A 26017-nucleotide genomic window follows, 5' to 3' on the forward strand; every position below is an offset into this window, starting at 1 on the left:
TCGTGCCATCTAAGGCGCCCCCAAACCGTAAGTAATCGTGCCCATATATATTCAGTGGGGGTAGGCAGCAAGACGTGACGCCATTTATACACTGTCTTTAGCAACGATTTTTGTGGTTCGCTTCGTCACGAAACGGCATTTCTGCACACTCTTCGGATATGACATCGTTCCGGACAAAATCATTCGCAGAATGCACGTTCTCCCGGCACCTTTTGCTGCGTAGATGGCAGACCACCAGTTACCAAACAGGTTGGCGTTTCCACGCGGACTGGTTCCTGCCCGAGGTCCGGACAGTCGTTACCTCCCTTGCAGCCAGCGCTACCGTCCCCGCACCGGCAGCCAAATCTCTTGGCGCTGCCAGGGCCAGGAACGGCGTGAGCATCAGTGAAACCATGACTGATTTCCGTGCACTGTTTTCTGCTGCGGAAAGAACGCTGGACGTAGATGCCCTGCAGTCTGTAGCGGAAGGCTGGGCCGAGGTTGCAGAAACTGCACCGCCTATCTCGTGCACGGATGTTTATACAGGGCTGGCTACCCAGGCTCATTTCCAGCGGCGGATCCATGAAATCTCATCGTTGGGGACCGGACCCGAGCGCCCGGGCGCCCACGCCATGGCAATCATCTCCGTCGCCGGACCACGTGACAGCCGGAGTCATTGCTGGACATTGTTGGCCAGGCTGGGAGAAGCCGTCAAAGGGCAACTGCATGGCACCGGAGCGATGGCCATGTACCAAAATTCCGCAGTGCACGTGTTGTTTCCCTTCAGTGAAAGCAACCTTTGCAGGCTGCTGGAGTGCAAGGCCGCGTTGGAAGCTTTGGGCGATGGAGCCCTGGGTCCTGCGCGGCTGCGGTTCTACCCTTTGTCCTCCGCGGCTGCCGCGGCCACCACGACAGCAGCCCAGGACACTTCCTGCGAAACAAATTAGACCGGCTCACGTGTGATGCCGTCACGAACCAGCAGGGCCCATCACTCATTTATTGACGGAGCACTCACCACGGATTTCTAAGGACCATCCAGCACATGAAAAATCAGATCCATCTAAAAGCCGCGTCATTGCTGGCAGCCCTTCTGGCGGTTGTCATGGCCATCCTGGGGCTGGGCATGTCTGCCTTGCCAGCCAATGCTGCAGAGCTGGCGGACGCGGAAATCACCCTCAGGACGGAATCGGTAGTTTCCAGTCAGTGGGACCAAGTGGATCTGACGTGTGAATGGTCCGTGCCGGACAACTCCCGGCCAGGTGACACCTTCAGCATCCAGTTGCCACCGGAACTGCGCTGGTTTGGAGCCACCTCATTTGACCTACAGAACCCTGAGGGCGAAACAGTGGCTGTCGCCACGGCAAACGACTCCGGCCTGGTGGTCTTCACACTGACCGACTTTGTTGCAGAACAGCCGCTCAACGTCGGCGGAACATGTTCCTTCAGCACCCAATATTCGGTTGATCCCGGCGACAACGACGTCGAAGAACTCAGCTTTACGGTGGGTTCCTCTGTGGTGCGTGTCCCGGTGGCTGTTCAACCGTGCACATCGGAATGCGGCCCAACCGTACCGACTGAAGCCGGCAAGGCCATGTGGTGGACAGACCCCGCCCAGACAGTCCTGGAGTCCGTCTTTTACATGCCGCCGATGTCTGCGAGGACCAACGATGTTGTGGTCACTGATACTCCTTCGGCAGGAATGGAAATCGACTGCAGCCGGATCACTCCCCGGGTTGGCTTCGTGCTGAACGCCGACGGAAACATCACCGAGCCTTATGCCAACGAGCAGCACCCGGCTACCCTCGACTGCACTCCTGAGAAACTCACGGCCAGCTGGACCCGCCTTCCCGAGGGCCTCCACGTAGAGCTCTATGTCGTAACGCAGGTCACCGAACCGACCATGGATGTCTACGAGAACAGCGGAACCGTCACCATCTCGGGGCGTGAGACACCCGTGACTGCCCAGACCCGCCGGAGCAGCGGAAGCGGCACAGGCAACGGAACCCCGACGCCCACGCCCACAGCAACGCCGACGCCCACCCCGACACCCACGCCCACCCCGACGCCGACGCCCACGCCCACAGCAACTGCGACGGCCACACCCACGCCCACCTCGACGCCCACAGCAACAGTCAGCCCGAGCCCAAGCCCTACCGCAACAGCAACCCCCACTGGTACTGCAACGCCGGCACCAATGCCGAGCGTCACCTTAACAACCACTCCAAGCCCGAGCACCACCGCAACAGCAACCCCCACTGGTACTGCAACGCCCGCACCAAGCCCGAGCACCACCGAACCCATCGTTGTGGTGCCGACCGAGGACCCGTCGGAACCTGCTCCAGGACAGCCTGATGAACCCCTGGCGAACACCGGCGCACAGGGAACGGCATTCGTCTTCATAGCGGCCGCTCTCTTGGCCGTGGGATCGTTACTCGCCTTTGCAGGATCACGTTGGTCCGGGCGGAGGTCGCACTAACAAGGCCCACTGAGGGTTGGATCGACTGATGGGCGGGGCACCCGGTGCCTTGCCCATCAGTCGATTTCTTAGTCTCGGCCCGCGCTGGCATGAGTTGGGGGCCAGCGCGGGCCGTTCCACTGTAGCGGGGCGGCCCCGACTCAGATTCGGAGCGATGCCGGCCCCGGCTCGAATTCAGGGAATGCCCATAACGGTCGCATAGTTGAGGAAAGTGCAATCACCGCGAACTAACGCAGATACCAGCCGAGGAGACCCATGAGCTCGCCCACCACAGCAACCGATGCCCAGCTTGCCCGTTGGGAGCGGTTCCGTGCGGGACGGCATTCCGCATTGGCAGCCGACCACGGCTGGTTGACCCTGACCTCGTTCCAGTGGCTGGAATCAGACCCGAGTGAGGTCGAGCTCGTCCCGGGTCGCTGGTCTACGGACGGCAGCACGGCTTTTCTTTCGGCGAGCGCAGCGGACGGACTCACATTTGTGGGAACCGGCGAGCCCGTCGAAGGGACGGTCAGTGCAGTCCTGGAAGATGAAGAATCCCTGATGTGGGTTCAGTTTGGTGGCGCGGACGGCAAACAAGTGGTGGTTGAACTTGCTGTACGAGCGGACAAGTACGCCATCCGCACCAGGGACAACGGCTCTCCCGTTCTGACCGGGTTCACAGGCGTTCCCAGTTACGACTACAACCCGGATTGGGTCATCCAAGGACGTTTCGAGGCATACGACGAACCCCGCGATGTTCCCATCGGCACGGCTAATCCCCTGGTGGACGGGGTTCATCGTTCAGTGGGTGAGGTGGTTTTCCGGGTACCCGGCAGCACCCATGACATCCGGCTCCACGCTGAGGAAGAGAAGTTGGGTGCCCTCAACGTGACTTTCCATGATGAGACCAACGGGGACACCACGGACGAGTGGCGGAAGGTCTTCATTCCGAAACCTCGCCCGGATGGCTCGGTGGTGATCGATTTCAACCGCAGCATCAACTACCCCAGCGCCTTCACCCCTTACGGCACATGCCCCATGCCGGTGCGGGGAAATTCCATCGATGTGCGGGTGGAAGCCGGCGAAAAACTCCCCCAGGAATGACGTTCCCACCCGCCCGGCAAGCCCGGGTTTAGGTGATTGCTGAAACCCCCGTGACTGCCCGGCCAACGATCAGCGAGTTGATCTCGTAGGAACCCTCATAGGTGTAGATGGCCTCAGCGTCGGCGAAGATCTTGGCGATCCGGTAGTTGGTGACGATTCCGTTTCCGCCCAGAATGGACCGGCCCAAAGCCACAGTCTCCCGCATCCGGGCGCTGCAGTAGGCCTTGGCGAGGGCCACCTGGGCCATGTCGGCACCGCCATGGCGAACGCCCTGGGCATCAGTGGAGATGTCTTCCTGCAGTTGGGCGATCCTCACCATCATGCCCATGCTGGCCACCGCGTTTCCCAGCATGTCCACCAGATGTTGCTGGATGAGTTGGAACTTGGCGAGCGGCTTTCCGAATTGCATACGCTCGACGGCGTACTGCCGGGCAACGTCGAACGCCGCCAATTGTTGGCCCACGGCTTGCCAGGCAACCATGATCCGGGAGCCCCGCAGCAGATGGTTGGTGTCGGAGAAGCTGCTGATTCCGGCGAAGCGATCCGATTCGGCCACTTCCACGTCAACGAAGCGGATGTCGGCATTCTGCACCGTCCGCAGCGCGATCTTGTTCTCGATCCGGCTCCGGGTGACGCCGGGAAGGGAAGCGTCAACAATGAACGCACGGATCGCTCCGTCGGCTTCGTCTTTGGCCCACACCAGCATGTAGTCGCAGAACGTCCCGTTGCCGATCCAGCGTTTGGCGCCGTTGACCACCCAGTAGTCTCCGCCGTCGGAGGCTGCCCGCCGGACCCTCCGCGCCGTGGTCTCCATGCCACCGGCAACATCGGAGCCGTGGTTCGGCTCGGTGAGCGCGAAGGCGCCGGTGGTGCGCAGGTTGGAGGCGTCGTCGAGGTAGCGGTCCTGCTGGGAGTCGCTGCCGAAGTCGTACAGCGACTCAACGAAGAGATCGTGATGGACCATGAAGAACGTGGCAATCGAGGTATCTACCCGGGTCATTTCGGCGATCACCAGGCCAGCGAACAGGTGTGTGTACCCCCGCTGGGCCGGCGCACTGAGCCTCAGCGCCGCGAGCTTGGGCAGGATGTGTTCGGGGAACTCTGCCTTTTCCCACCATTGCCCGGCGTAGGGGGCGATCTCCGAGGCCAGGAAAGCTCGTAGTTCGTTGAGTTTCCGCTGTTCCTGGACACTGAGCAGGGACTCGAAGTCAAAGAAGTCGGCGGTGGGCAGCTCCGCAACTGAGGACGCTAAAGCCCCGACAGAGGCCCCGGCAGATGTACCGCCGCTGTAGTCGCCCATCATTTGAGTCCCATCCGGATGGCGCCGTCCAGCCGGATTGTTTCACCGTTGAGCATGGCGTTCTCCACAATGTGCGCCGCCAAGTGTGCGTATTCGGCCGCACGGCCCAGCCGCGCCGGGTGGGGGACCTGCTGTCCCAGGGAGTCCTGCGCAGCCTGCGGAAGTCCAGCCATCATGGGTGTTTCAAAGATGCCGGGCGCTATAGTGGCCACCCGGATGAGCGAACGCGCGAATTCGCGTGCCAGTGGCAGGGTCATGGCCGCCACTGCACCTTTGGAGGCAGCGTAGGCGGGTTGTCCGATCTGACCTTCGAAAGCAGCAACCGATGCGGTGTTGATGATGACTCCGCGCTCCGGACCGCCCAGTTCCGTGGACACCGGTTCGGTCTCCACCATGGCAGCGGCGGCGAGCCGGATCACGTTGAAGGTTCCCACAAGGTTGATCTGGATGACCCTGTTGAACGTTTCCAGGGGCAGCACGCCGTCGCGTCCCAGGACTTTTCCGGGTGTGGCGATGCCTGCGCAGTTGACCACGATCCGCAGCGGTCCAAGGGCTGCGGCAGCGTCGATGGCGGCCTGAACCTCCGTTTCATTGGTGACGTCCGCGGGGACAAAGACAGCCCGGGAATCCGAATCCGCAGCGGAATTGTTCAGTTCTGCCGCGTACGTGGCTCCTGCCGATTGCGGCAGGTCCACCAGAACCACCGACGCCCCGGCGTCGAACAGCCGCTTTGCCGTAGCGGCCCCCAGTCCTGATGCCCCACCGGTAATCAGTGCCACCGTGCCCTTGATGTCCATTCATCCTCCTTGATGCAGACCCAAAATCCGTTAATGCATGTTAACTGGAATTGTGAGTCAGCGCACCCTCGGTAGGCTGGAGCCATGCCACCTGACGCTTCTCCCGCCGACCAGCCACTCCCCCTTGCAGACCCCAACGAGTGGGCAACGCGCGCCAATCAGGCCGCCCGGTCAGTGACGCGGACCTTTGGCCGGCCGCTGCTGTTCCTTCCCGGTACGCACATCGGGGCGGTCAGCCTTCCCACCAAACCCCTCCGCCATATCGTCGGCCCTTGGCACTACTGGTGGCAGGCGCATTACGTCGATTGCCTGGTGGACGCCGGCCGCCGTGAGCTGGCCACCGCAACAAAGTTCGACGGCGCCTCCCGCCCCAGCGCGGGTCGGCTGGCTTCGCGGCTGGTCACCACCATCCGTCTGCGGAACCTTCTACGGTTCGAGAACCACTACTACGACGACATGGCCTGGCTTGCCCTCTCGACGCTTCGCCTCGAGCGGCTGGCCGAGGAGACCAGGAACCCGGGCCGCCGACGCAATGCGTATCTTCGCAAGAAGTTGACGCTGCAGTTCGACTCGGCCTCAACGGATGATCTGGGCGGAGGAACGTTCTGGAGCACCGCGAGGGATTTCAAGAACACCCCGGCCACAGCTCCTGTAGCGCTATATTTCGCGCGGACCGGACGCAGGGAACGCGCAGAGGCGCTGGTGAAGTGGCTCAACAACAGACTCTTCGACCCCCAACGGGGCGTTTACATGGATGGACTGCGCATCCGCGGAGGCGGGACCGTCCTGGAGAATGCCGTCTACACCTACAACCAGGGCCCGGTTCTCGCAGCATTGCTGGAACTTGGTGCCCCGGAAAACCTGGAACGTGCAGCCCATCTGGTGGAGGCCGTGGCCCGCGAACTTACGGTCCCCGAAACCCTTATCATTCGCGGCGACGGCACCGGCGACGGCGGACTTTTCACCGGTATCCTGATCCGCTACCTCGCGCTCGCTGCAAGGGATCAACGCCTGCCCGCAACGGCTCGGGAGACTGCCCGTGAACTGGTCCACGCCACCGCTGATGCCTTCTGGTCGGGCCGCCGCGAAGCGCCTGAACTGCCGCGGACAAAAGCCCCCAATGCGGCGCTCGTCTTCTCTCCCAGTCCCCTGCGGCCGGCCACCGAGACGTATCCGGCGGGCGCCGCCGTCGAACTTTCCACCCAGCTTCAGGCCTGGATGACGTTCGAGGCAGCCGCTACCCTGGCGCCAAACTAGGCAGGGCGCTTTTTCTGCGGGTAAGGCGTTTCGTGCCTGGCCAGCATCTCCACGAATCCGGCGATCTTTCGTGCCCGGGTTTCTGCCCGCTTGACCCCGTTGGTGCGGTGAATCAGGGCGAAACGGTTTTGGGAGGTCAGGACCTCGAACATGGCTTGGGCTTCAGGCACGGCGGCGATGGCCGCGGTGAGGTCGTCCGGGACAACGGAGTCAGCGGGCCCGGCGTAGGCTGCTTCCCAGCGGCCATCGGCCTTGGCAGCCTCGACGGCGGCACGTCCGGCGTCAGTCATCTTGCCTTCGGATTCCAAGCGGGCAATGTGCCCCACGTTCCGGGCAGACCAGATGCTCTTGCGGCCCCGTGGGGTCATACGCTGCATGTAGCTCTGATCGTCACGGCTCTTAGCCTGGCCGTCGATCCAGCCGAAGCACAAGGCCTCATCCAGGGCGGCGTCATAGTCCAATTCGGTGATGCTGCCACCCTTTTTGTGCAGGATCAACCACACTCCCGGGCTCTGGGCTGCATGCGCGGAAAGCCATTCACGCCACGCGGCGCCGTCTTTGACAAGGAGTTCCTGGAGCTCAAGGGGCATGGCTCCATTCTGCTGCGAAACGGGCCGCGCCTGGCAAGGCCACGCGGCATAGGCTGGGAACTGACCGCCCACTCCAGGAGGACCCATGCTGCGATCCCGCCCCACCCACTACACGTCCCGCCCCGAGCAGTGGTCCACGCTCCTCCAAGCGCTGGGGCTGGTGAAGACCCTGGACGAGGACGGTTGGTGGGAGTTCGACGCCGGTTCGGGGCGCCTCGCGCTGGGCTTCGTGGAGCACGATCACCCGCTGGATGGCTCCACGATCTTCGGGGTGGAGGTGGGGGACCTGGCGGAATTTGCGCGCCGTACCGAGGAAGCAGGCACCCAGGCAGACGTTCACGAAAGCAACGACGGGCGTACCGTGCGGATCTCTGCCGAAGACGGTTTCGAGTTCTTCGCGTTCCCTGCCACGAGGGCAGCCGATGGCACGTGGGCCACTTCCACCGAGGCCGATCCAGCGCTGGCCGTAGTAGCCAGCTGGATCAGTCCCTTCGTGGGCCTTGCAGCCAACGATCTCCGCAACATCGGCGCCCGGCCCCGCACTGAAGACGACGAATCGGCCACGTTCACCACTAAGAACGGCGGGATCCTGAGGGTCATCCATGGCGCCGACAGCACCAACGGGGACCTCTCTTTTGATTACGACGGCGGGCTGGAACCTTTACTGCGTCGGCTTACCGACGCGAAAATCGAGGCCCGGATCAGCGAGGACGTGCTGTACGTGGCCAGCCCGGATGCTGCGGGCGGCGCGGCGCCGGCGTCGGTGGTGATCGAAAAATCGCCACCACAGCAGAGCCATCCATCCTCGCCCGCATAACATCCGGGGAGCCGCTCGGCTCGATTTTGGCCCTCTAATACCGCCGAGAGCGTAACCTCGCAGCCACCGGAACGCCACCAAGGAAGTTCGGCTGGGGATGGGGTAGAACTTAACCATGAGCGTACGTACACCCGACCCGTATCCAGGCTGGCTTTCAGATGAAGACCTCTTCGAAGCCCGCGGCCGACTCCCCATGGTCTATGTGGAGGCCGTTCCGGTCAGGCTGGATCCGCTCGGGTATGTGAACGAAGTCGGGACGCTGCTCCAGGGCGACGCAGACGGCAACATGGTCCGCTACCTCGTCTCCGGCCGCGTCCTCTACCGCGAGACCATCCGCGCAGCCCTCCTGCGGCACATGGAAAAGGACCTCGGTCCCTTGGCTTTCCCGCAGCTGCCCATCAGCCCCGTCCCCTTCACCGTTGCCGAGTACTTCCCGGCTCCGTCCCAGACCGGCTTCACGGATGACCGCCAGCACGCAGTCTCGCTTGCCTACATCATTCCTGTGACCGGCGAATGCGAACCGCGCCAAGACGCCCTGGAACTCACGTGGATGACGCCCCAGGAAGTGTTGAGCGAGAACGTCCAACAGGAATTCGACGGCGGCCGCGGGAACCTCGTGAGGCAGGCTTTGGCTTTCTCGGGCATCGTTCTCTAGCGGGTCCCGGCCCCTGCGCCGGCTGGTCTTTGTAGACTGGACGGCGGACCCCAAGAGAACCAAAGGACTTCCGATGACTCACAGCCCAGCCACGCAGCAGTACAAAGAAAAGCAGGCTGGGGACCTGCAGCCCGGAGATTTTATCTACCCACCCGGCGATGGACCGGCGCAGGAAATTTCAGCCGTTGAGGTACAAAACGATGACTTCGGCGTGGCCGCCTTGCTGCTGGTGACAATGGTCGACGGCGGTACGGTGCGGATCGCCGTCGGGTCCAGTGTGCCGGTTGGTGACGGGGCAGGCATTGGCCCTGCCCTGGACCCGGACGGCCCCGACTCCAGCACCGCCAGCTCAAACGCGGCCGGCCCGGACGTCTCAGGCTCCAGCACCGCAGTCCCCAGCACCCCGGGCTCCAGCACCTCCTCAGAGGGCGACGAAGACGCCCAAGCCGGACCCGCCGTCGTCGTGCCTCCCCGCCCGGAAACGCCGCCTGCCTATACGGGCCCCAGCGCCGAAGAATTGGCGCTCATTCCCGAACCCGACGGCACGCCCGAAGCCGTGGTGCGCGCCGCAGCCGCTAACCACAAGGGCAAGAACGGCGTCCAGGTCCTGGCAGAACGGTTGGCGAAGGGCATCAACACGAAGTCCGGGAGTTGCCTCCGGGACCTCAGCAACCTGGCGTTCGATCTGTGCATCGTCCTCCGCGATCCGGACCACGCTTTGGCAGTGGCGGACCTGCTCAATGTGCTGCCCTTTGACGGCAACCTGGACCGCTGGGCCTCGATTGAACGGGCACTTGCCCTGTCCAGCTTCATTTGCCGTGAAGCCGGCCAAACCGAACGTGCGGCGGTTTACGAGAAGTTGCTGCGCGCGCCCGAATCCCAGGAAGAAGACCCGTTCAAGGCCAGGATCAATGCCCGGGTCCGCCAGCGCTCGCTGAACGAGCCCAATCTGTATGACAAGGAAATCTTCCGCGCAATCGACAACGGCAACCACGAAGCCGAGCGCGAATGGCGATTCCTCCGGCTTGAAGCCCTGATGTTCCTGCGTGCCCATGGCGGATCGAAAACCATTGGCGAGGACGAGTTGGCCCGGAGGATCGGCAACGAACTGGAGTCAGTGCGGGCCTGACCCCGACCCGCGAAATGCAGGGCCTGTTCTGCGGGCCCGAACGGCGGTAGATTCGGGGCCATGACGAACAATCTGAGCGTTGTGATTAATGCCGACGCGCAGCAGGTTTGGACAATGCTGCGCGAACCGTCGCTGGTGGCTCAATGGCATGGCTGGGAAGCTGATGACCTCACCGACGAAATCAAACAGATCTACTTCAACACCGATGTTGTGGAAGGGCCCGATCACACGAGCCTGACCGTCAACGGCGGCGATGTCTTTGAGCTCCACCCCGTCTCCGGCGGTACCGAAGTGAAGATCACCAGGGCCGCGCTCGACCACAATTCAGAGTGGGCTGAGTGGGACGAGGACATCACCCAGGGCTGGCTCACGTTCCTGCATCAGTTGCGCTTTGCTTTGGAACGGCATCCCCACGGGCACCGGCGGACGCACTTCATATCCGTTCCGGGCAAAGGCGGGCCGGCCATTGAAAAGTTGGGGCTCGGCGATCTGCCGCCCGTTGGGGAGGAGTACTCGCTCACGCTTGGCACCGGCGAGAAAATCTCAGGCAAGGTCTGGTTCAAGAGCCGGCACCAGGTGGGCCTTACCGTGCACAGCTACGCCGAGCACGGGGACGGGCTGCTGATCGTTGCCGAGCAGCTGCCCATTCCGGAAAAGAGGCCCGACGGCGGTTCCATGGTGATTGCCTCCACCTACGATCTCGGGGCACACACCTTGGCAGACATCCGGTCCTCGTGGGACAACTGGAAGGCTGAGAGCTACGGCTCGTAGGGGTTTTTCGGCAGGTTACTCCCGGTAAAGCTGGCACACTTGATAGCGTGCCAGCTTCCGTTTCCGCTTCTGCGTCTGTATCCGATTCTTCTGTTCCCGCCCTGCCTGACTTGCCAGGATTATCCTCCCGGCAATCCGAGTTCTCCTTTTCGGTGGGCAAGCGCCTGACTGAAACGTGCCCGCCGTCGGACGCCCAGGTAGAGGCCAACGGCGGCGCTTTCCTTGGCCGGACCGGAACCATCACCACGCCGCACGGGACCATCCAGACGCCGGCGTTCATCGCCGTCGGGACCAAAGCAACCGTAAAGGCAGTCCTGCCGGAGTCCATTTCCGAACTCGGCGCGCAGGCCGTGCTGGCCAACGCATACCACCTGTATCTGCAACCGGGGCCGGAAATCCTCGACGCCGCCGGCGGCCTTGGCGCGTTCATGAACTGGTCCGGGCCCACGTTCACTGACTCCGGCGGATTCCAGGTGATGAGCCTGGGCTCCGGGTTCAAAAAAGTGATCGATATGAAGAACGTGGATTCGTCCGGGCCCGATGACGCGGTAGCGCCTGGCAAGGAACGCCTGGCGCACATTGACGATGACGGTGTCTGGTTCAAATCCCACCTCAATGGGGACCGGCACCGCTTCTCCCCCGAGATCTCCATGCAGGTCCAGCACCAGATCGGTGCGGACATCATGTTCGCCTTCGATGAGCTCACTACGCTGCAGAACTCCCGGGCCTACCAGGAGGAGTCGCTGGAACGGACCCGGCTTTGGGCGCTGCGTTGCTTGGAGGAACACGCGTCGTTGACTTCTTCCCGCGAGGGCAAGCCGTATCAGGCATTGTTCGGCGTGATCCAGGGAGCCCAGTACGAGGACCTGCGCCGAAAGGCCTGCCAGGACCTGGGCGCCATGCCTTTTGACGGGTACGGGATCGGCGGGGCGCTGGAGAAGGAAAACCTGGGCACGATTGTCCGCTGGTGCAACGAAGAACTTCCCGAAAACAAGCCGCGGCACCTTCTGGGGATCTCCGAACCGGACGACATCTTCACGGCCATCGAGAACGGCGCCGACACTTTCGACTGCGTCTCCCCCACCCGGGTTGCCCGGAACTCCGCGTTCTACACGCCGTTTGGCCGGTTCAACCTCTCCGGGGCCCGCTATAAGACGGACTTCGGACCGTTGCAGGACGGCTGCGACTGCTACACCTGTGTCAACTATTCCCGGGCCTACATCCACCACCTGTTCAAGGCCAAGGAAATGCTCTCGGCAACCCTGATCTCCATCCACAACGAGCGCTTCGTGGTGAAGATGGTGGACGATGCCCGGTTGGCCATCGAATCCGGGGACTTCTTCGAGTTCAAGGCGGAGACGCTGGGCCGGTACTACTCCTAGCTCTCTCGCTTGCCCCGAGATCGCGGGAGTGCGGCCAGATCGCCGGAGGCATGCAGGATCGCCGGGCCTGTCCGGCTAACTCGCACAGCTCCCGCGTCCCCGGCATGGATCCGGCGGTTTCGTCTGTTGTCCACATAACGACGGCGGGGGCTACTTTCGGCGTCGAGCCTGCCTGAGGCTGAGGTGATGAGTGAAAAACCAACTGCATCCCTTCCTCAAATTGGAACCCTTTGGCGTACCCAGCAGCTCAATGAACTGGGACTCAGTTCACGGGCAATCGGCACGCTGGTCCGCCAGGGTGACCTCATCCGAGTGCGCCAAGGCTGTTATATACGCCGCGCGGCATGGGAGAAACAGCCGGATGATGTCCGCGGCAAACAGCTGATCCACGCACATGCACATGGAACGCTCACCACGTCCACCGGCGGCTACGTCTACAGCCACACGTCGGCGGCGCGGCTGCACGGACTCTTTCTGTGGAACGTGGATCAGCTCATCCACGTCACCCTTCCCACCAACCCATCCAGCGAGCGCCTCGGCAAGGATGTTCGCGGGCACAAACTGCGATTGACACGCTCCCAGATCACCACGGTGGAATTCCTCCAGGTCACCGATCTTGAGCGAACTGTTGTGGACTGTGCCAAGACTCTGAACTACCGGCAAGCGTTGATCATCATGGATCATGCGCTGCGGCTGGGAGCGGATAAGCCACTCATGCAAGCCCACGCAAGTACCCTCTCCGGAAGGCGAGGATGCCGTACCCTGCAGAGATGCCTGGCCAATGCTGATCCCCATCGGAGTCCCCTGGTGAAACCCTCTGCCGTGAACTGCTCATGCGCCTTAAATTGCCAATGCCCGAGGCCCAGGTGGAGGTGCAAACCCGGATTGGACGGCACCGATTGGATTTCGCTTGGAAGAAAGAGAAGGTGGCCCTTGAGTTCGACGGGGAGGTCAAGTACTTCAAGTACGCCCGCACAGACCGGGTGATCTTTGAGGAACGACGCCGGGAGAAGGCCCTGGTAGAGGACGGCTGGTTCTTCATCCGTGTGGAATGGAAGGACCTGTTTCAGGAGCAGGAGTTCAAGGCGCGGGTTCTGAAAGCGCTCAGGAGATGACAGGGGCCGGTTTTCGAGAACGCCGGACTGCGCGAACACGCGGGAGCCGCGCGAGGTCGCCGGGCTTTTCCGGCGATCTCGTACAGCTCCCGCGTCCTGGGCGTCCTCCGGTGAACTCAGCGCCGGGCCAGCCCAAGCCTAGGCTGCAGCGACCCCGTAGCTCGGCTCGCGCTTCTTGATCCAGCCGACCACCAGCACGGTGACGGGTACGAACAGGAACTCCACGGCCGTCTTGTAGACGAAACCGGCCAGGGCATAGTTCAGGAACGAGCCGAAGTCCGTGATGCCGATGACCGACGCCGCGATGCTGCAGAAGATCAGGGTGTCCACCAGTTCGCCCACCACGGAAGATCCCATCAGGCGTGCCCACAGGCTCTTTTCGCCGGTGCGGGCTTTCATCTTCACCAGGATCCACGAATTGATGGTCTGGCCGGCCAGGAAGGCCAGCAGCGAACCCAGGACGATCAAGGGAACGGGTCCAAGGGCGCCTTCGATGGCGGCTTGCTTAGTGGTTCCGTAGTCGTCGCTGAAGCCGGGGAGCACAATGATGATCCAGTAGCAGAGGGAGGCAAAGACGGAGAGTGCGAACGAGGTGATGATCGCCTTGCGCGCCACTTTGAAGCCGTAGACCTCGCTCATCACATCGCCCAGGATGTAGGCGATCGGGAACAGGAAGAACCCGCCGTCAGTGATGATCGGTCCGAGCACCACGCCTTTGGAAGCACCGATGTTGGACAGGATCAGCACCACGGCCATGATGGCCAGCATGATGCCGAAATACGGGGAGCCGATCGACGCGAAGCGCGGAGCGGGCTTGCTCAGAGTACTGGAGCCTGAGGGCGAGGGCATGGGTCATCCATTTCGTAGTGGTTCGCGCAGGCTCCCTTCCTGAGGGCGCCCCGCTGTATTAGCACTGTGGTTGGTGGGGCATCCGGCCCGGCACCGGTTCCATTCTCCCACTCCTCCCCCCAACGCTCTCCCACATCCCACCCCCTTTTGAGCATCCCTCTCCCACATCCCAAGCCCTTCCCCCCAACGCTCGCTCATTCCCACATTTTTGAACATGTTCAGAAAGCTGGCATACTGTTCCTGAACACGTTCAAAAAAGGGCAGGGAGCACTTCCATGGCAGCAAAGAGTGAGCAGACCCGACAACTAGTGGCCGACGTCGCGCTGATGATGTTCCGTGAGATCGGATTCGAGAAAACCACCATGCGCGCCATTGCCCAGGAGGCAGGAGTGTCCGTGGGGAACGCCTATTACTACTTTGCGTCCAAGGATGAACTCGTCCAGGAGCTCTACGTCCAGGTACAGGATGAGCACGCAGTCGTTGCAGCACAGGCACTGGAAGGCGTTCACGACCTCGCGGGCCGCCTGAAAGCAGTGCTGCACACCGGCATCGACGTCATGGCGCCCTACCACCAGTTCGGTGCCGATTTCATCGCGACGGCGATCCGGCCGTCGTCGCCCGTCAACCCGTTCGGCGAGGCGTCCACCGCCGCCCGTGAGGCTTCCCTCGCGATCTTCCGGTCCGCCGTCGAAGGTTCCTCCCCGGCCGTGGCGAAAAAGTTGCGCGGGGATCTACCGGAGCTGCTGTGGCTGGCGTACATGGGCGTCGCGCTGTTCTGGGTCTACGACCGCTCGGAAGGACAACGCCGCACGCGAAAACTAATCGACGGCGCGGCTCCCCTTCTGGCTAGGGGCTTGTCCCTGGCGAAAATACCCGGCGTCAGCAAAGTCTTCGACGACGTTCTGGGGCTCGTGCGCAGCGTCAAGGAAGATTCGTGATGCCGCGGACAGTGGTGATCGCCGGTGCTACCGGGTTCATTGGCAGCTACTTCCGGCGTCGCTTTTTGGACGCGGGGTGGCAGGTTCGGACCGTCGGGCGGGACGGTTCCGCTGATGCGCAATGGAACGACGACGGCGCCATCACCAAAGCGCTGAACGGCGCCGAACTGTTGGTGAACCTCGCCGGACGCTCCGTGAACTGCCGTTACAACGAGCAGCACCGGCGGGAGATTGTCGATTCCCGGGTTTTGACGACGCGGGCCTTGGGCCGTGCGGTTGCCGCGTGCGACGAGCCTCCCCGGACGTGGATCAACTCAAGTACGGGCACCATTTATCGACACGCGGAGGACGGCCCGCAGTCTGAGGTTTCGGGGGAACTCGGCAGCGGGTTTTCCGTGGATGTGGCCCGCGCGTGGGAAGACGAGTTGGCGGCGGCTGCTGCTCCCCGTACAAGGAAAGTGCCGCTTCGAATTGCCATTGTGTTGGGAGCCGGGGGCGTCATGGAGCCCCTCCGCAATCTTGCGCGGTTGGGTCTGGGTGGGCATATGGGGCCCGGCACGCAGAAGTTCAGCTGGATCCATGTGGAGGACTTGTACCGCGTGGTGCTGTTCGTTCACGATCACGCTGAGCTGTCCGGTCCTGTGAACGCAGCAACACCTTACCCCGTGGACAACCGCGAACTGATGTCCCTGGTCCGGAGGAGTTTGGGTGTTCCTTTTGGGATTCCGACGCCCGCTTGGCTCCTGGAAGCGGGCGCGATCCTGATCCGGACGCAAACGGAGCTGGTGCTCAAGAGCCGATGGGTGGAGCCGCGGAAGTTGCTCGATGCCGGGTTCGCGTTTGAGCACCCAACCCTGGCAGGGGCGCTCAACCAGATTGCGCAGCGGAAGCCCTCTCGCACATAGCCGCCCCTACAGCCGGACGCTCTTTCACATAACCGCCCCCTTCAGCCGAACCCTCTTTCACATAACCGCCCCTACAGCCGAACCCTCTTTCACATAATCCCCTACAGCCGGACGCTCTTTCACTATCCAGGAGAATAACCATGAGCCAGGAACCGTGGACTGACGAGGCCGAGTACGGGCTTGCAAGTCCCCACCCGTTTGCCGAATCACGGTACGGGTCCAAGGATCGGGTGGTGCTCGGCGGCAAGGGATTGGCTATGGGAATCGCGGTAGCGCACCTGACATTCTGTGCCTTTTGGGGCATCCAAGCACCGGGATGGGCCATCATTTTCTTTGGTTACAGTCTGCTCCCGGTCTGGATGGTCGGCGCGGCTGTGGGGTCGCTTCTCGGTCTGGCACTGCGTCGACTTCGGAATCAATGGCTTCACGTTGCCGTGTTTTTCGCCGGAGGTTTGCTGATGTGTGCGCCGTTCGGCGGACTTTCAGGAACAGGTCCCCTACTTGTCTCATCGTCAATTGCCTTGGCTGCAGGTATCGGCCGCCTCGCCGCGTGGAAGCTCGTGCGTATCAGCGTCCCGGCCAAACCCGCGGGACCTGAAAGAGCGTCCACCCCAAACCCGCGGGACCTGAAAGAGCGTCCACCCCAAACCCGCGGGACCTGAAAGAGCGTCCACCCCAAACCCGCGGGACCTGAAAGAGCGTCCAGGCCAAACCCACGGGACCTGAAAGAGCGTCGCCGTCAGGCCGAAACCTAAGGAAGTGTTAGGAAATGCCCGGCCGGCTAGGGCTGTGCCGTGCATCACCCATAGTTTGGAACATGTCCTCTTCACCTTGGAGGACCTTTCTTAGTCGACGAAGAGCCATGCGCAAGGACGCCATGAGCACCCGCTTCATGGACAGAACGAACTCATGCAAGACACGGCTGCCGCAAACGCTGCCGTCCAGGAAGGTTCATTGATGAGCACCCAACAAGCTGCACCTCTGAGCGAGGCCGCTCAGACCCGCAAGGCCGTGAGCAACATCCTCAAGGGCTCTGCGGGCAACCTCGTGGAGTGGTTCGACCTCTACGTCTATACCGTTTTCGCGGCGTATTTCCAGTCGCACTTCTTTAATTCTTCGGATGACCTCCAGGCCGGCCTTGAAGCGATGGCTGTCTTCTCGACGTCGTTCCTCATGCGTCCCATCGGAAGCTGGTTCTTCGGCCGTTACGCCGATCGGAAGGGCCGCAAGGCTGCACTGACGCTGAGTGTGACCATGATGTCGGCAGGCTCGTTCGCCATCGCCATCCTGCCGACGCAGGACGTGATCGGCTTATGGGCCTTGATCCTGCTGGTGTTTATCCGCTGTGTGCAGGGCTTCTCCGTAGGCGGCGAATACGGCACGAGTGCCACCTACATGTCCGAGGCCGCGACGGCCAAGCGGCGTGGTTTCTTCTCCAGCTTCCAGTACGTGACGCTGATCGGCGGGCAGATGCTGGCCCTCTTGGTGCTGGTGATCCTGCAGAACACCATGAGCAAAGAAGACCTGACCGCGTGGGGTTGGCGGATTCCGTTCGCCCTGGGTGGCGCCGCGGCGTTGGTTGTTCTGTGGCTTCGCCGCTCAATGGAAGAAACCCTCTCCGCGGATCAGCTCCGCGCTGCACACGTCAAGGTTGAGGGCGAGGCACAGCCGGGCACCATGAAGCTGCTGTTCACCAAGCACTGGAAGCCGCTGCTCATCTGCATCGGCATCACCTTGGGCGGCACCGTGGCGTTCTACACGTACACCAACTTCATCCTGAAGTTCATGAACGATACTTCGGGCATCGCCAAGACCGATACCTCCGTCATCAACTTCTGGGCACTGTTCATCTTCATGCTGCTGCAGCCCGTGTACGGCATGCTCTCTGACAAGATCGGCCGGAAGCCGCTGCTGATCTGGTTCGGTGTGACCGGTGTGCTGTTCACCTGGCCGCTGCTGTCCACGCTGGCTGGAACCAAGGATCCGTTCGTGGCGTTCCTGCTGATGTTCGGTGGTCTGCTGATGGTGGGTGGCTACACGTCCATCAATGCTCTGGTGAAGGCTGAACTGTTCCCGGCATCCATCCGCGCACTCGGGGTTGGCCTCGGTTACGCGATTGCCAACTCACTCTTTGGCGGCACGGTTCCGCTGATTGGCGCTGCACTGCAGAAATCGGGCCAGGTGGACATGTTCTTCACCTATGTCACAGCTGCAATCTTCATCTCGCTGCTGGTGTACATCTTCGCGCTGAAGAACAAGAAGCCCACGCATTTGGATGCGGAGCAGGGCAACGCCTTTGTGTCCAAGGGCACTGCGAAGGACGACGACGACAAGAAAGACCTCGTCAACGCCTGATCCTGCTCACTTGCGAGGCCCGCTCTGCGCCCTTTGGATACTCCGAAGGGCGCAGAGCGGGCCTCACAACGTTAAGCTCTAGTAGCGAACCAGCCCACCAAGCCCACCAGCCCACCAGCCCACCAAGCCCAAAGGATCCGGACAGTGCACGTGCTCATCGTCGAGGATGACGACGCCATGGCGTCGGCCTTGAGCGCCGCTGTCGCCTCCGCGGGCCATAAGCACACCCGGGTGTCCCGCGGCGAGGACGCGCTCCTGGCGCACCGGCAGCACGAGGTCATCCTTTTGGACCTTGGCCTCCCTGACTTGGATGGTTTGGATGTCCTGCGGAAACTCCGGCAGGTCACGCAGATCCCCATCCTCATCCTGACGGCCCGCGACGACGAACGCAGCGTTGTGCTGGGCCTCCGGTCCGGCGCCGATGACTACCTGGTCAAGCCTGTGAAGCTGGTGGAATTGCTCGCCAGAATAGAAGCAGTTACCAGGCGCACCAACCGCACGGGCCAGGAAGCTCCGCACACCATCATCCTCGGAGATCTGCACGTAGACCTGGACCGCCGCGTCGCATCAGTCAGCAACAAAGAACTCGCCCTCACCGCCACCGAATTCGATCTCCTCAGCCTGCTGGTCAGGAACGCTGGCTCAGTGGTGACCAGGGAGCAGATCCTGGACGCACTCTGGGGCGACGCATTCCTGGCGCATTCAAGGTCCTTGGACGTCCACCTGACGGGTCTCAGGTCCAAGCTTCAGCTTCCCGGGTTCATCATCAACGTCCGAGGCGTCGGCTACCGCGTTGAGCAACCGTGAAAGTCCGGGTCTTGGGCATTCTGAGCCTGTTGGTGGTGGTCATTGTGGTGACGGTGTCCAGTGTGATCCTGACATCGGCCAGCCGGGAGCTCACCCAGGAACTGCAGATCAACCGCGTCGCAGCACTCAATCGTTTTGCGCAGTTGGCCAGCGACGCCGCTGAACACACCAATACAACGCAGCTGCAGCGGGAAATGGACCGCTATTCCGAGCTTTATGGTGAAGGAATCCTGATCCGGCTCCAACAGAAAACGCTTCGCTCCGGCAGTCTTAACGAGGACCAACCCCAGGTCAGGGATGCCCTCAACCGTGCCAGCCTCAACCTCAGCGATGCCACGCTGAACCCGGTTCGTGCCTTCGGTACCGGCCACGATTTCATCTCCAGGCCATTTGGCACAGCCAGCCAGGTACTCGGGGAGGTGGTTGTTGAAGTCAACCTCGACGCAGCCCGCCAGAAGCTACGGGAGCGGTGGCTCGTCGTCGGGCTTGCCGCACTGGCCTTGGGTGCGCTGCTGCTCGTGGCGGCGTCGCGCATCACGGCGTGGGTTTTGCGGCCGGTCCACAGGCTCAGCAAAGCTGTCCACGAGCTTGAGGCAACGGGCAAAACCAGCCAGCTTCCCGAGGCCGGTCCGCCTGAGCTCCGCGAGTTGAGCCGGTCCTTCACCGCCATGGCCGATACCGTCTCCGAAAGCATGGAGTCACAGCGGCGGCTCATCGCCGACACGTCACATCAGCTCCGGAATCCGGTGGGGGCGCTGCGGCTGCGGATCGACCTGCTGCAACTCGCCCTGCGTTCGAAGCCGGAAATAGAAGCGGCAGCCGGAGTCGTAGCCGAACTTGAGCGGGTGGAAGAAATGCTCGACGGCGTGCTGAAGCTGGCAACTGCCGAACATCGCGCCTCCGAAGGTTCTGCTCGTGTGGAGCCGAAATCAGAACATCGGCGTTCGACCGTCATCGATCCCTTCCCGGTCCTGCAGGGCGAAGTGGAACGGGCGGCGCCGGCCGCTCGCCTTGTCGGATCAGAGTTGACTTTGAGGGGCTCAGCGCCCGTTGGCCAGATCGAGTGCGACCCCGATGAGCTCGCGCACATGGTGGGTGAACTCCTTGCCAATGCGATCAAATACGCCCCTGGCGCCCGTATCCTCGTAGCGATCCGACAGATACAAGGAGGCACCGCCGTCGAGATTTCCGATGACGGTCCCGGCCTCCCGGCCGATCAGCTCGCCGCTTCCACTACCAGGTTCTGGCGGGCGCCGCAGCACAGCAAGATCCCGGGCAACGGGCTGGGCATGACCATCGTTGAACGGCTGGCTGCAGCGAACGGCGCGCGGCTTGTCCTGGAATCGCGTGAGCCACACGGGTTGGTAGCCCGTCTCGAATTCACCCGGCCGCAGGGCGGTTCGCATGCTTGAGATGATCTCGCGGCGCAATGCCCTCAGGACTGCCATGGCACTGGGTCTCGGCGGTGCCATGCTCGCAACATCAGCCGGCTGCACCGCAGAGGAACGGCCGCGGGAACTGGCCGTCGCCGGTGGCGAAGCGGGCGGCTTCTATCTGGAGTTCGCCACCCTTCTGGCTGATTTGCTGCAGCGGGAGCGGGTGGCTGAAAAGGCGGTGGCCCTGACCACCGGAGGAAGCCTGGAGAACATACGGCGGGTCTTAGCCGGCGAGGCCACGTTCGCCGTGGCATTGGCCGACGCCGCCGCGCAGGCAGCTGCTTCCACGGGCAACGACGGCGGGCAGTTGGTAGCGCTGGGGAAGGTGTACCAAAACTACGTCCATTGCATCGTCCGCGAAGACAGCGGCATCCAAGCCTTCGCCGACCTCGCCGGGAAAACCGCGGGCGTGGGTGAGGTGGGCTCAGGAACCACTCTCACAGCAGGCAGAGTCATTGCTGCCGCAGGGCTTTCTTTGGAAACGGCCGGACCGGGCAGAGCTGTGAAGCAGGTCAACCTTGGATTGAACCAGGCACTGGCCTCCTTGAGGGACGGCTCCATTGACGTCATGATCCAGTCCGGAGGCGTTCCGACGGCGCCGATCGCCGCCGCGGCGCAGGAACTTCGCGTCCGGCTCCTGGACCTTTCCGAGCTCATTCCGTCCACGCGGGCCCAGTCCGGGTTTTTCTACGACCGCGTCCTCATTCCCGCGAACAGCTACGGGAACGCGACTGCCGTGTGGACCGTGGGCGTGGCCAATCTGCTCCTCTGCCGCAGGGATCTGACGGACCACATTGTTCGTCAGACCGTGGAACTCATGGTCGAACAAGCTCAGGATCTGGTGCCTAAGTCCAGCACCGGAGTTCAGTTCCTCAGCCCGGAAACTCTCATCAATACCGCCGGCCTGCCCCTGCATCCGGCTGCGGAGGCCGCTTACCGGGCGCTGCACGGATAGCCGTGAAAGCCGTGAAATCGGCATGAGGCCGCGAAAATGGCAAAATGGAAGACATGACTTCAGCCGTTGCCCCTGCCATTGCCTTGACCATCGCCGGCTCCGAAGCGACCGGTGGCGCCGGCGCGCAGGCCGACCTCAAGACGTTCCAGGAACTCGGAGTGTTCGGCATCGCGAACCTCACGTGCATTGTTTCCTTCAACCCAAAAGATAACTGGAACCACCGCTTTGTCCCCGTGGACCAGCAGGTTATTGCGGACCAATTGGAAGCCACGACGGCGGCATACGGCGCCGCGTCCGGCGCACCGTCGGTGTTGGACACCGTGAAGATCGGCATGCTGGGGAGCCCGGCAACCATCAGCACCGTTGAAAAGGCATTGGCCGAGGGCTCTTTCAAGCATGTGGTGCTGGACCCGGTCCTGATCTGCAAGGGGCAGGAACCCGGCCATGCCTTGGACACCGACCAGGCATTGAAGGCACAGATCCTGCCGCTGGCTACGTTCGTCACCCCCAACCACTTCGAAGCCGAATCCCTGTCCGGGCTCACCATTACTGACGAAGAATCGCTGAAGGCCGCAGCCATCCGCATCCATGAAATCAGCGGCGCAGCAGTCCTGGCCAAGGGCGGGGTGAGGCTGGGAGGCCCTGACGCCGTCGACGTCTATTACGACGGCGGGACGCTGGAAGTCCTGCGCGCTCCGAAGGTGGGCGAGGTAGCCGTATCCGGCGCCGGTTGCTCGTTGGCCGCCGCGGTAACTGCCGAGCTCGCCAAGGGGGCAACGCCACTGGAAGCTGCCCGGACGGCGAAGGCATTCGTCACCGCCGGCATCAAGAACCGAGTGTCCTCGGGCGCACCGTTTGATGCCATGTGGCAGGGTGGGGCCCTGTCCTAGCTGTTACCAAAGAAAACAGCCGCCCCGGAGACTCTTCCGGGGCGGCTGTTTTAGCGTGAGGGCGGTTTAGCGCGACACCTTGCCCATGAGTGAGGCGATCGGGCGCAGGAACAGGGGCCGGGCCAGGAACCAGGCGGCTGCCGTGAAGACGATAGAGGCTGCGAAGATCCCGAAGCCCCACCAACTGTTGGCGTCGTCGTTGGCGGCGTACATGTGGTTGAGGTTCCGCAGCGCACCTGTTGCCAGCACCAGCGTCACGTGGACGATCACGAACGCGACGAAGTAGATCATCACCGGGAAGTGGATCTTCCGGGCGAGTTCGATCGGATAGAACTTGTTGATGGCAGCTTTCTTGGGCCATGCTCCGGACATCCGGAGGCCAGTGATAATGGCCAGCGGTGCAGCGATGAAGACTGTGATGAAGTACGTCAGGAGCTGGAGGCTGTTGTAGTTGTTCCAGCCGTTCTCAACCGGCCAGTTCAGCGAGGCGTACTGAAGGCCTGCCGAAACGGCGTTGGGGAAGACGTCCCAGCTGGTGGGCACGATCCTCAGCCACTGACCGGTTGCGAAGAGCAGCACGATGAAGATGATGCCGTTCAGGACCCAGAGCGCGTCCAACGTCAGGTGGAACCACAGGTCCAGGCTGATCTTGGTCGGCGGATTTTTGGTCTTGATCAGTCCCTTATTGTTCCGGGTCCAGTTGGCGGCGGGCCGCGTGGTGGTGCGCACCTGCCAGCCCGATCTGATGATCAGGACCAGGAAGAACATGTTGAGGAAGTGCTGCCAGCCAAGCCAAGCCGGGAATCCGGTAGGGGCGCCTTCAGGAACGGCCGAGTGCCCCGGGTAGTCGGTGAGGAACTGCTGCACGGGCTGAAGTGTCCGGAGCCATTGTGCAACGAGCACCAGGATCAGTGCCACCACCAAAGCTCCTGCGGTGACGACGACGGGTTTGAACCACCTGTTCGACGTGATCCCGGACGACTTGCTTGAAACGGACATCAGGCCGCGTTCCTCTCTGGCTTGTTTGGCTGCGACCAGTTGGCGCTATATAGCGATTCAACCAGTTGCAGCCCGACGGTGAAAACGGCACCCGGGTTTCGGGGCGTTCGACGTCAAAAATCGCAGCATTCGGATACATGCCGCAATACATATTTCTAGAACAGACTTCCAGAATTATTTCCCGTTCCACAAGGCCCAGTCAAGGCTTCGCACTGGCTATGTGGATTCCTTCGGGGGTAGGATTCCAAAAAATGGCCGGGTGACACTCCGGTCCTTCGTCTGCCTGCGAGAGGAGCGTGAGCGTGGTCCGCAAGACCTCCGAAGCTGCAGTCATTGCCGGCTCCTGGCAGTGGACCCGCACCGCGGCAACACAGCGAAATCTCCTGGACGCGGCCGCCAGCGTGTTCGTGGAACATGGCTTTACCAACGCGAGCATCTCAGACATTGTGGCGCGAGCCGGATCCAGCGTGGGCAGCCTCTATCACCACTTCGGGGGGAAGACCGAGCTTTTCCTCGCATTGTGGGACGACTACCAGAACGAACACGAGCGCTTGGTGGCCGCATCCGTGGCGAAGGCACGCAAGGCCGGTCAGAACGATCCCCTGGCACTGTTCAATGTGGGCAGCCGCAGCTATTTCGACTACACCTGGAAGCACCGTGACCTGGAACGGGTGTTCATTGAGGGCGACACTCCCCCGGGCTTCGAGGTACTCAGGCGGGAGCGTGGCCGTGAATGGGTGCGGCAGAACTCCGTGCTCTTGGGTGCCAGTGACGACACCCTGGGGAGGCTCACGGTTGCGGTGATCACTGACATCGTCACCGTGTCCGGGCAGGAAGTGGCATTGAGTGCATCCAAACGAGAGGCCGACGAAGTTGTTGAAGCCGCCTCAGTGCTGGTGGGCCGCCTGGTCCGCTAAAACCCAAACCCTCTGGCACCTCCCGCTGCCATCAACCCAACCCTCTGGCACCTCCTGAGCTATCGCGGGTCCGCCACCCACCCGGTGAACAATGGCATTCCCGTCTCGACGTGAATGATTTGATAGTGGAACGGACGGTCAAGGATGATCTCGCGTTCCGGGATGAGGGCACTTGAGTCCTCCGCGTTGATCTGGGTCACCGCGGAGGCGATGGTCCCCTTCTCGGCAACGGTGATGTTGGCTGCCTGGGCGGCTTGCGTCAACTTCATGCCCTGCTGGATCCCGCCGAAATCTTTATCCGTAGCCAGCATCTGGTTGAGTCCAAGCGTTTCGAAGACCTTCCGCAACTCAAACGTGGTCTTGTGGTCCCACTTGGGAAGGCTGATGTGAACCATGTCCTTCGAGGCAGAACCCAATCCGTTAGCCACATCCGTCAGCACCTCCGCAGAAACCGCAGCCGGACCAGCCGAACCTTGCGCACCGCCGTCGGGCAGTATCAACCGCATTACGAAACCCTCCGCATACGGCAGGTCCGCGGCCTTCCATCCTGCGCCTTCGGTGTACGCCATGCCGAGGGAAGCATGCATGGTTGGCACGTTGATCACTTCACCGCCGGCCTTGGTGAACGGGCGGTCGGCGGTGTCGTTCGCTTCGAACGGCTCTTGCCAGGCAGCGGCGAAGTAGAGGGCATTGAGGAGGCTGAAGGTGTTCTCCGGACTGTACTTTGCTGGGGCTTCCTTGATCCGGCCCCCGGTATTCCTGTTGACCCACTGGTCGATGGCCGCTTTTGTCACAGCCTCGTCCCGGAAGTTCACCGGGTACACGCCCGTACCGAAATGACTGGCAAGCGTGCTGAGAAACGCTTCACCGGTAGGCACATCCTTGTCGACGAACAACCCGTTGGCCGCGTGCATGACAGGCTTGCGCGGCGGGTTCCCTTCGTCAACCGACCCGGGATCGCCGTCGAACTTTTCGAGGGAGGCGAGCAGCGCGTTCATCGCTTGGTCCCGCCCCTCGACGGGCAACCCCAGAACCGTATCCATCTCCGCCGCTGTGGCACCGGAAGCTCCCGCCCGCAGCATGCTCAGCGCAATCAACAGGCTGGCAGGCGACGCGACGACGTTGCCATTGTTTGCATCGCCACCGTCGGCAAGCAATGTGACGCCGAGCTTGCGCGCGGAAGCATTGAAAGCTTCAAGCTGCGCCGAATAGTCCGTTGCCTGAACCGAAACGCGCGCCACGCCGTCAGCGGTTAAGAGCCCGACGTCGGCTGGTTGCGGCGCACAGGCACTGATGGTCGCGGAGGCGCTCACCAGCGTCGCTGCCGCGAGCAGCGTTGTCACTTTCCGGATTCGATTCATGGTGCATCCCCCAGTTTGGCGTTGTCCTCACATAGTGCCCCGTTTGCGGTTGGAACTCACGTGAAGTGATAGAGGGATCACCAAATGTTGCCGGAACGTGAGAGAGCGATCCGCTCAAGCACGCGGGACGTGAGAGAGCGATCCGCTCAAGCACGCGGGACGTGAGAGAGCGATCCGCTCAAGCACGCGGGACGTGAGAGAGCGATCCGCTCAAGCACGCGGGACGTGAGAGAGCGATCCGCTCAAGCACGCGG

General features: G+C 62.3%; 24 protein-coding genes and 1 pseudogene. 19 read left to right on the forward strand and 6 right to left on the reverse strand.

All coding sequences use genetic code 11. The features are described from left to right. The first annotated feature begins 158 nt into the window (after positions 1 to 158). From HP499_RS03710 to HP499_RS03720, 3 genes are all read left to right on the forward strand, one after another. Complete coding sequence (locus tag HP499_RS03710; protein ID WP_172322593.1) at positions 159 to 926, forward strand: hypothetical protein; 768 nt, start codon at positions 159 to 161, stop codon at positions 924 to 926. Positions 927 to 1021: 95 nt separating this feature from the next. Further along, positions 1022 to 2455: an Ig-like domain-containing protein gene (locus HP499_RS25430; protein WP_172322594.1), complete on the forward strand. Its 1434-nt coding sequence runs from the start codon at positions 1022 to 1024 to the stop codon at positions 2453 to 2455. Between the two features lie 255 nt (positions 2456 to 2710). Further along, a complete protein-coding gene (locus HP499_RS03720) occupies positions 2711 to 3538 on the forward strand; it encodes a DUF1684 domain-containing protein (protein ID WP_172322595.1) in 828 nt (275 codons plus the stop codon). A gap of 28 nt (positions 3539 to 3566) precedes the next feature. Here the strand turns inward: HP499_RS03720 and HP499_RS03725 are convergent, their stop codons facing one another. Together HP499_RS03725 and HP499_RS03730 are read right to left on the reverse strand one after the other, a co-directional pair. Continuing rightward, entirely contained in the window at positions 3567 to 4838 is a 1272-nt protein-coding gene (locus tag HP499_RS03725) for an acyl-CoA dehydrogenase family protein (RefSeq protein ID WP_172322613.1), read from the reverse strand. Beyond that, complete coding sequence (locus HP499_RS03730; RefSeq protein WP_172322596.1) at positions 4838 to 5635, reverse strand: SDR family NAD(P)-dependent oxidoreductase; 798 nt, start codon at positions 5633 to 5635, stop codon at positions 4838 to 4840. The genes HP499_RS03725 and HP499_RS03730 overlap by 1 nt, the downstream gene beginning before the upstream one ends. A gap of 84 nt (positions 5636 to 5719) precedes the next feature. Here HP499_RS03730 and HP499_RS03735 point away from each other — a divergent pair, with 84 nt between their 5' ends. Further along, a complete protein-coding gene (locus HP499_RS03735; RefSeq protein ID WP_172322597.1) occupies positions 5720 to 6892 on the forward strand; it encodes a glycoside hydrolase family 76 protein in 1173 nt (390 codons plus the stop codon). Here the strand turns inward: HP499_RS03735 and HP499_RS03740 are convergent. Further along, the gene (locus tag HP499_RS03740) at positions 6889 to 7482 is read right to left on the reverse strand and encodes a YdeI family protein (protein WP_172322598.1); all 594 of its coding nucleotides are present in this window, start codon (positions 7480 to 7482) and stop codon (positions 6889 to 6891) included. The two genes, HP499_RS03735 and HP499_RS03740, sit on opposite strands and share 4 nt — an antisense overlap. A gap of 85 nt (positions 7483 to 7567) precedes the next feature. Here HP499_RS03740 and HP499_RS03745 point away from each other — a divergent pair, with 85 nt between their 5' ends. From HP499_RS03745 to HP499_RS03770, 6 genes and pseudogenes are all read left to right on the forward strand, one after another. Then, complete coding sequence (locus HP499_RS03745) at positions 7568 to 8299, forward strand: hypothetical protein (RefSeq protein WP_172322599.1); 732 nt, start codon at positions 7568 to 7570, stop codon at positions 8297 to 8299. Between the two features lie 115 nt (positions 8300 to 8414). After that, positions 8415 to 8954, forward strand: coding sequence for an NUDIX hydrolase family protein (locus HP499_RS03750; protein ID WP_091465301.1), 540 nt, complete (start codon positions 8415 to 8417; stop codon positions 8952 to 8954). Positions 8955 to 9027: 73 nt separating this feature from the next. Next, positions 9028 to 10083: a DUF6707 family protein gene (locus HP499_RS03755; RefSeq protein WP_172322600.1), complete on the forward strand. Its 1056-nt coding sequence runs from the start codon at positions 9028 to 9030 to the stop codon at positions 10081 to 10083. Positions 10084 to 10143: 60 nt separating this feature from the next. Beyond that, a complete protein-coding gene (locus HP499_RS03760) occupies positions 10144 to 10854 on the forward strand; it encodes an SRPBCC domain-containing protein (protein ID WP_172322601.1) in 711 nt (236 codons plus the stop codon). A gap of 47 nt (positions 10855 to 10901) precedes the next feature. Beyond that, entirely contained in the window at positions 10902 to 12236 is a 1335-nt protein-coding gene (gene tgt, locus HP499_RS03765; RefSeq protein ID WP_375154235.1) for a tRNA guanosine(34) transglycosylase Tgt, read from the forward strand. A 186-nt stretch (positions 12237 to 12422) separates the two neighbouring features. Continuing rightward, positions 12423 to 13351, forward strand: a pseudogene (locus HP499_RS03770) (type IV toxin-antitoxin system AbiEi family antitoxin domain-containing protein). A gap of 138 nt (positions 13352 to 13489) precedes the next feature. Here the strand turns inward: HP499_RS03770 and HP499_RS03775 are convergent. Further along, complete coding sequence (locus HP499_RS03775; protein ID WP_172322602.1) at positions 13490 to 14200, reverse strand: queuosine precursor transporter; 711 nt, start codon at positions 14198 to 14200, stop codon at positions 13490 to 13492. Positions 14201 to 14475: 275 nt separating this feature from the next. Between HP499_RS03775 and HP499_RS03780 the strand changes: the two genes are divergently transcribed. The 8 genes from HP499_RS03780 (at position 14476) to HP499_RS03815 (ending at position 22486) form a co-directional block, all read left to right on the forward strand. Beyond that, entirely contained in the window at positions 14476 to 15138 is a 663-nt protein-coding gene (locus tag HP499_RS03780; RefSeq protein ID WP_172322603.1) for a TetR/AcrR family transcriptional regulator, read from the forward strand. Then, positions 15135 to 16043: a TIGR01777 family oxidoreductase gene (locus HP499_RS03785; protein WP_309138331.1), complete on the forward strand. Its 909-nt coding sequence runs from the start codon at positions 15135 to 15137 to the stop codon at positions 16041 to 16043. The genes HP499_RS03780 and HP499_RS03785 overlap by 4 nt, the downstream gene beginning before the upstream one ends. A 140-nt stretch (positions 16044 to 16183) precedes the next feature. Beyond that, on the forward strand, positions 16184 to 16705 hold the full coding sequence (locus tag HP499_RS03790) for a hypothetical protein (protein WP_172322604.1): 522 nt from the start codon (positions 16184 to 16186) through the stop codon (positions 16703 to 16705). Between the two features lie 295 nt (positions 16706 to 17000). Next, positions 17001 to 18398 carry an MFS transporter gene (locus HP499_RS03795; protein WP_172322605.1) on the forward strand — a complete coding sequence of 466 codons (1398 nt, stop codon included), beginning with the start codon at positions 17001 to 17003 and terminating at the stop codon, positions 18396 to 18398. Positions 18399 to 18542: 144 nt separating this feature from the next. After that, a complete protein-coding gene (locus tag HP499_RS03800) occupies positions 18543 to 19205 on the forward strand; it encodes a response regulator (protein ID WP_172322606.1) in 663 nt (220 codons plus the stop codon). Further along, positions 19202 to 20617, forward strand: a complete 1416-nt coding sequence (locus HP499_RS03805) for a HAMP domain-containing sensor histidine kinase (protein ID WP_172322607.1) — start codon at positions 19202 to 19204, stop codon at positions 20615 to 20617. The genes HP499_RS03800 and HP499_RS03805 overlap by 4 nt, the downstream gene beginning before the upstream one ends. Then, positions 20610 to 21596, forward strand: coding sequence for a TAXI family TRAP transporter solute-binding subunit (locus tag HP499_RS03810; protein WP_172322608.1), 987 nt, complete (start codon positions 20610 to 20612; stop codon positions 21594 to 21596). The genes HP499_RS03805 and HP499_RS03810 overlap by 8 nt, the downstream gene beginning before the upstream one ends. Positions 21597 to 21649: 53 nt before the next feature. Further along, positions 21650 to 22486, forward strand: a complete 837-nt coding sequence (locus tag HP499_RS03815) for a hydroxymethylpyrimidine/phosphomethylpyrimidine kinase (RefSeq protein ID WP_375154236.1) — start codon at positions 21650 to 21652, stop codon at positions 22484 to 22486. 66 nt (positions 22487 to 22552) lie between these two features. Here the strand turns inward: HP499_RS03815 and HP499_RS03820 are convergent, their stop codons facing one another. Beyond that, positions 22553 to 23485 carry a cytochrome b/b6 domain-containing protein gene (locus HP499_RS03820; protein WP_172322610.1) on the reverse strand — a complete coding sequence of 311 codons (933 nt, stop codon included), beginning with the start codon at positions 23483 to 23485 and terminating at the stop codon, positions 22553 to 22555. Between the two features lie 302 nt (positions 23486 to 23787). Between HP499_RS03820 and HP499_RS03825 the strand changes: the two genes are divergently transcribed. Then, the gene (locus HP499_RS03825; protein WP_172322611.1) at positions 23788 to 24402 is read left to right on the forward strand and encodes a TetR family transcriptional regulator; all 615 of its coding nucleotides are present in this window, start codon (positions 23788 to 23790) and stop codon (positions 24400 to 24402) included. A 59-nt stretch (positions 24403 to 24461) separates the two neighbouring features. On the opposite strand, the gene HP499_RS03830 is transcribed toward HP499_RS03825, so the two are convergent. Next, on the reverse strand, positions 24462 to 25763 hold the full coding sequence (locus HP499_RS03830; protein ID WP_172322612.1) for a serpin family protein: 1302 nt from the start codon (positions 25761 to 25763) through the stop codon (positions 24462 to 24464). Positions 25764 to 26017: the final 254 nt, after the last annotated feature.

It is taken from the genome of Paenarthrobacter sp. CM16 (assembly GCF_013179505.1).
Lineage (GTDB): Bacteria > Actinomycetota > Actinomycetes > Actinomycetales > Micrococcaceae > Arthrobacter.

Bases quoted from the DNA above. Each gene is read 5' to 3' on its own strand.
- HP499_RS03710 (WP_172322593.1), top strand. From the start codon at position 159: ATGACATCGTTCCGGACAAAATCATTCGCAGAATGCACGTTCTCCCGG.
- HP499_RS25430 (WP_172322594.1), top strand. From the start codon at position 1,022: ATGAAAAATCAGATCCATCTAAAAGCCGCGTCATTGCTGGCAGCCCTT.
- HP499_RS03720 (WP_172322595.1), top strand. From the start codon at position 2,711: ATGAGCTCGCCCACCACAGCAACCGATGCCCAGCTTGCCCGTTGGGAG.
- HP499_RS03725 (WP_172322613.1), bottom strand. From the start codon at position 4,838: ATGGGCGACTACAGCGGCGGTACATCTGCCGGGGCCTCTGTCGGGGCT.
- HP499_RS03730 (WP_172322596.1), bottom strand. From the start codon at position 5,635: ATGGACATCAAGGGCACGGTGGCACTGATTACCGGTGGGGCATCAGGA.
- HP499_RS03735 (WP_172322597.1), top strand. From the start codon at position 5,720: ATGCCACCTGACGCTTCTCCCGCCGACCAGCCACTCCCCCTTGCAGAC.
- HP499_RS03740 (WP_172322598.1), bottom strand. From the start codon at position 7,482: ATGCCCCTTGAGCTCCAGGAACTCCTTGTCAAAGACGGCGCCGCGTGG.
- HP499_RS03745 (WP_172322599.1), top strand. From the start codon at position 7,568: ATGCTGCGATCCCGCCCCACCCACTACACGTCCCGCCCCGAGCAGTGG.
- HP499_RS03750 (WP_091465301.1), top strand. From the start codon at position 8,415: ATGAGCGTACGTACACCCGACCCGTATCCAGGCTGGCTTTCAGATGAA.
- HP499_RS03755 (WP_172322600.1), top strand. From the start codon at position 9,028: ATGACTCACAGCCCAGCCACGCAGCAGTACAAAGAAAAGCAGGCTGGG.
- HP499_RS03760 (WP_172322601.1), top strand. From the start codon at position 10,144: ATGACGAACAATCTGAGCGTTGTGATTAATGCCGACGCGCAGCAGGTT.
- HP499_RS03775 (WP_172322602.1), bottom strand. From the start codon at position 14,200: ATGCCCTCGCCCTCAGGCTCCAGTACTCTGAGCAAGCCCGCTCCGCGC.
- HP499_RS03780 (WP_172322603.1), top strand. From the start codon at position 14,476: ATGGCAGCAAAGAGTGAGCAGACCCGACAACTAGTGGCCGACGTCGCG.
- HP499_RS03790 (WP_172322604.1), top strand. From the start codon at position 16,184: ATGAGCCAGGAACCGTGGACTGACGAGGCCGAGTACGGGCTTGCAAGT.
- HP499_RS03795 (WP_172322605.1), top strand. From the start codon at position 17,001: ATGAGCACCCAACAAGCTGCACCTCTGAGCGAGGCCGCTCAGACCCGC.
- HP499_RS03810 (WP_172322608.1), top strand. From the start codon at position 20,610: ATGCTTGAGATGATCTCGCGGCGCAATGCCCTCAGGACTGCCATGGCA.
- HP499_RS03815 (WP_375154236.1), top strand. From the start codon at position 21,650: ATGACTTCAGCCGTTGCCCCTGCCATTGCCTTGACCATCGCCGGCTCC.
- HP499_RS03820 (WP_172322610.1), bottom strand. From the start codon at position 23,485: ATGTCCGTTTCAAGCAAGTCGTCCGGGATCACGTCGAACAGGTGGTTC.
- HP499_RS03830 (WP_172322612.1), bottom strand. From the start codon at position 25,763: ATGAATCGAATCCGGAAAGTGACAACGCTGCTCGCGGCAGCGACGCTG.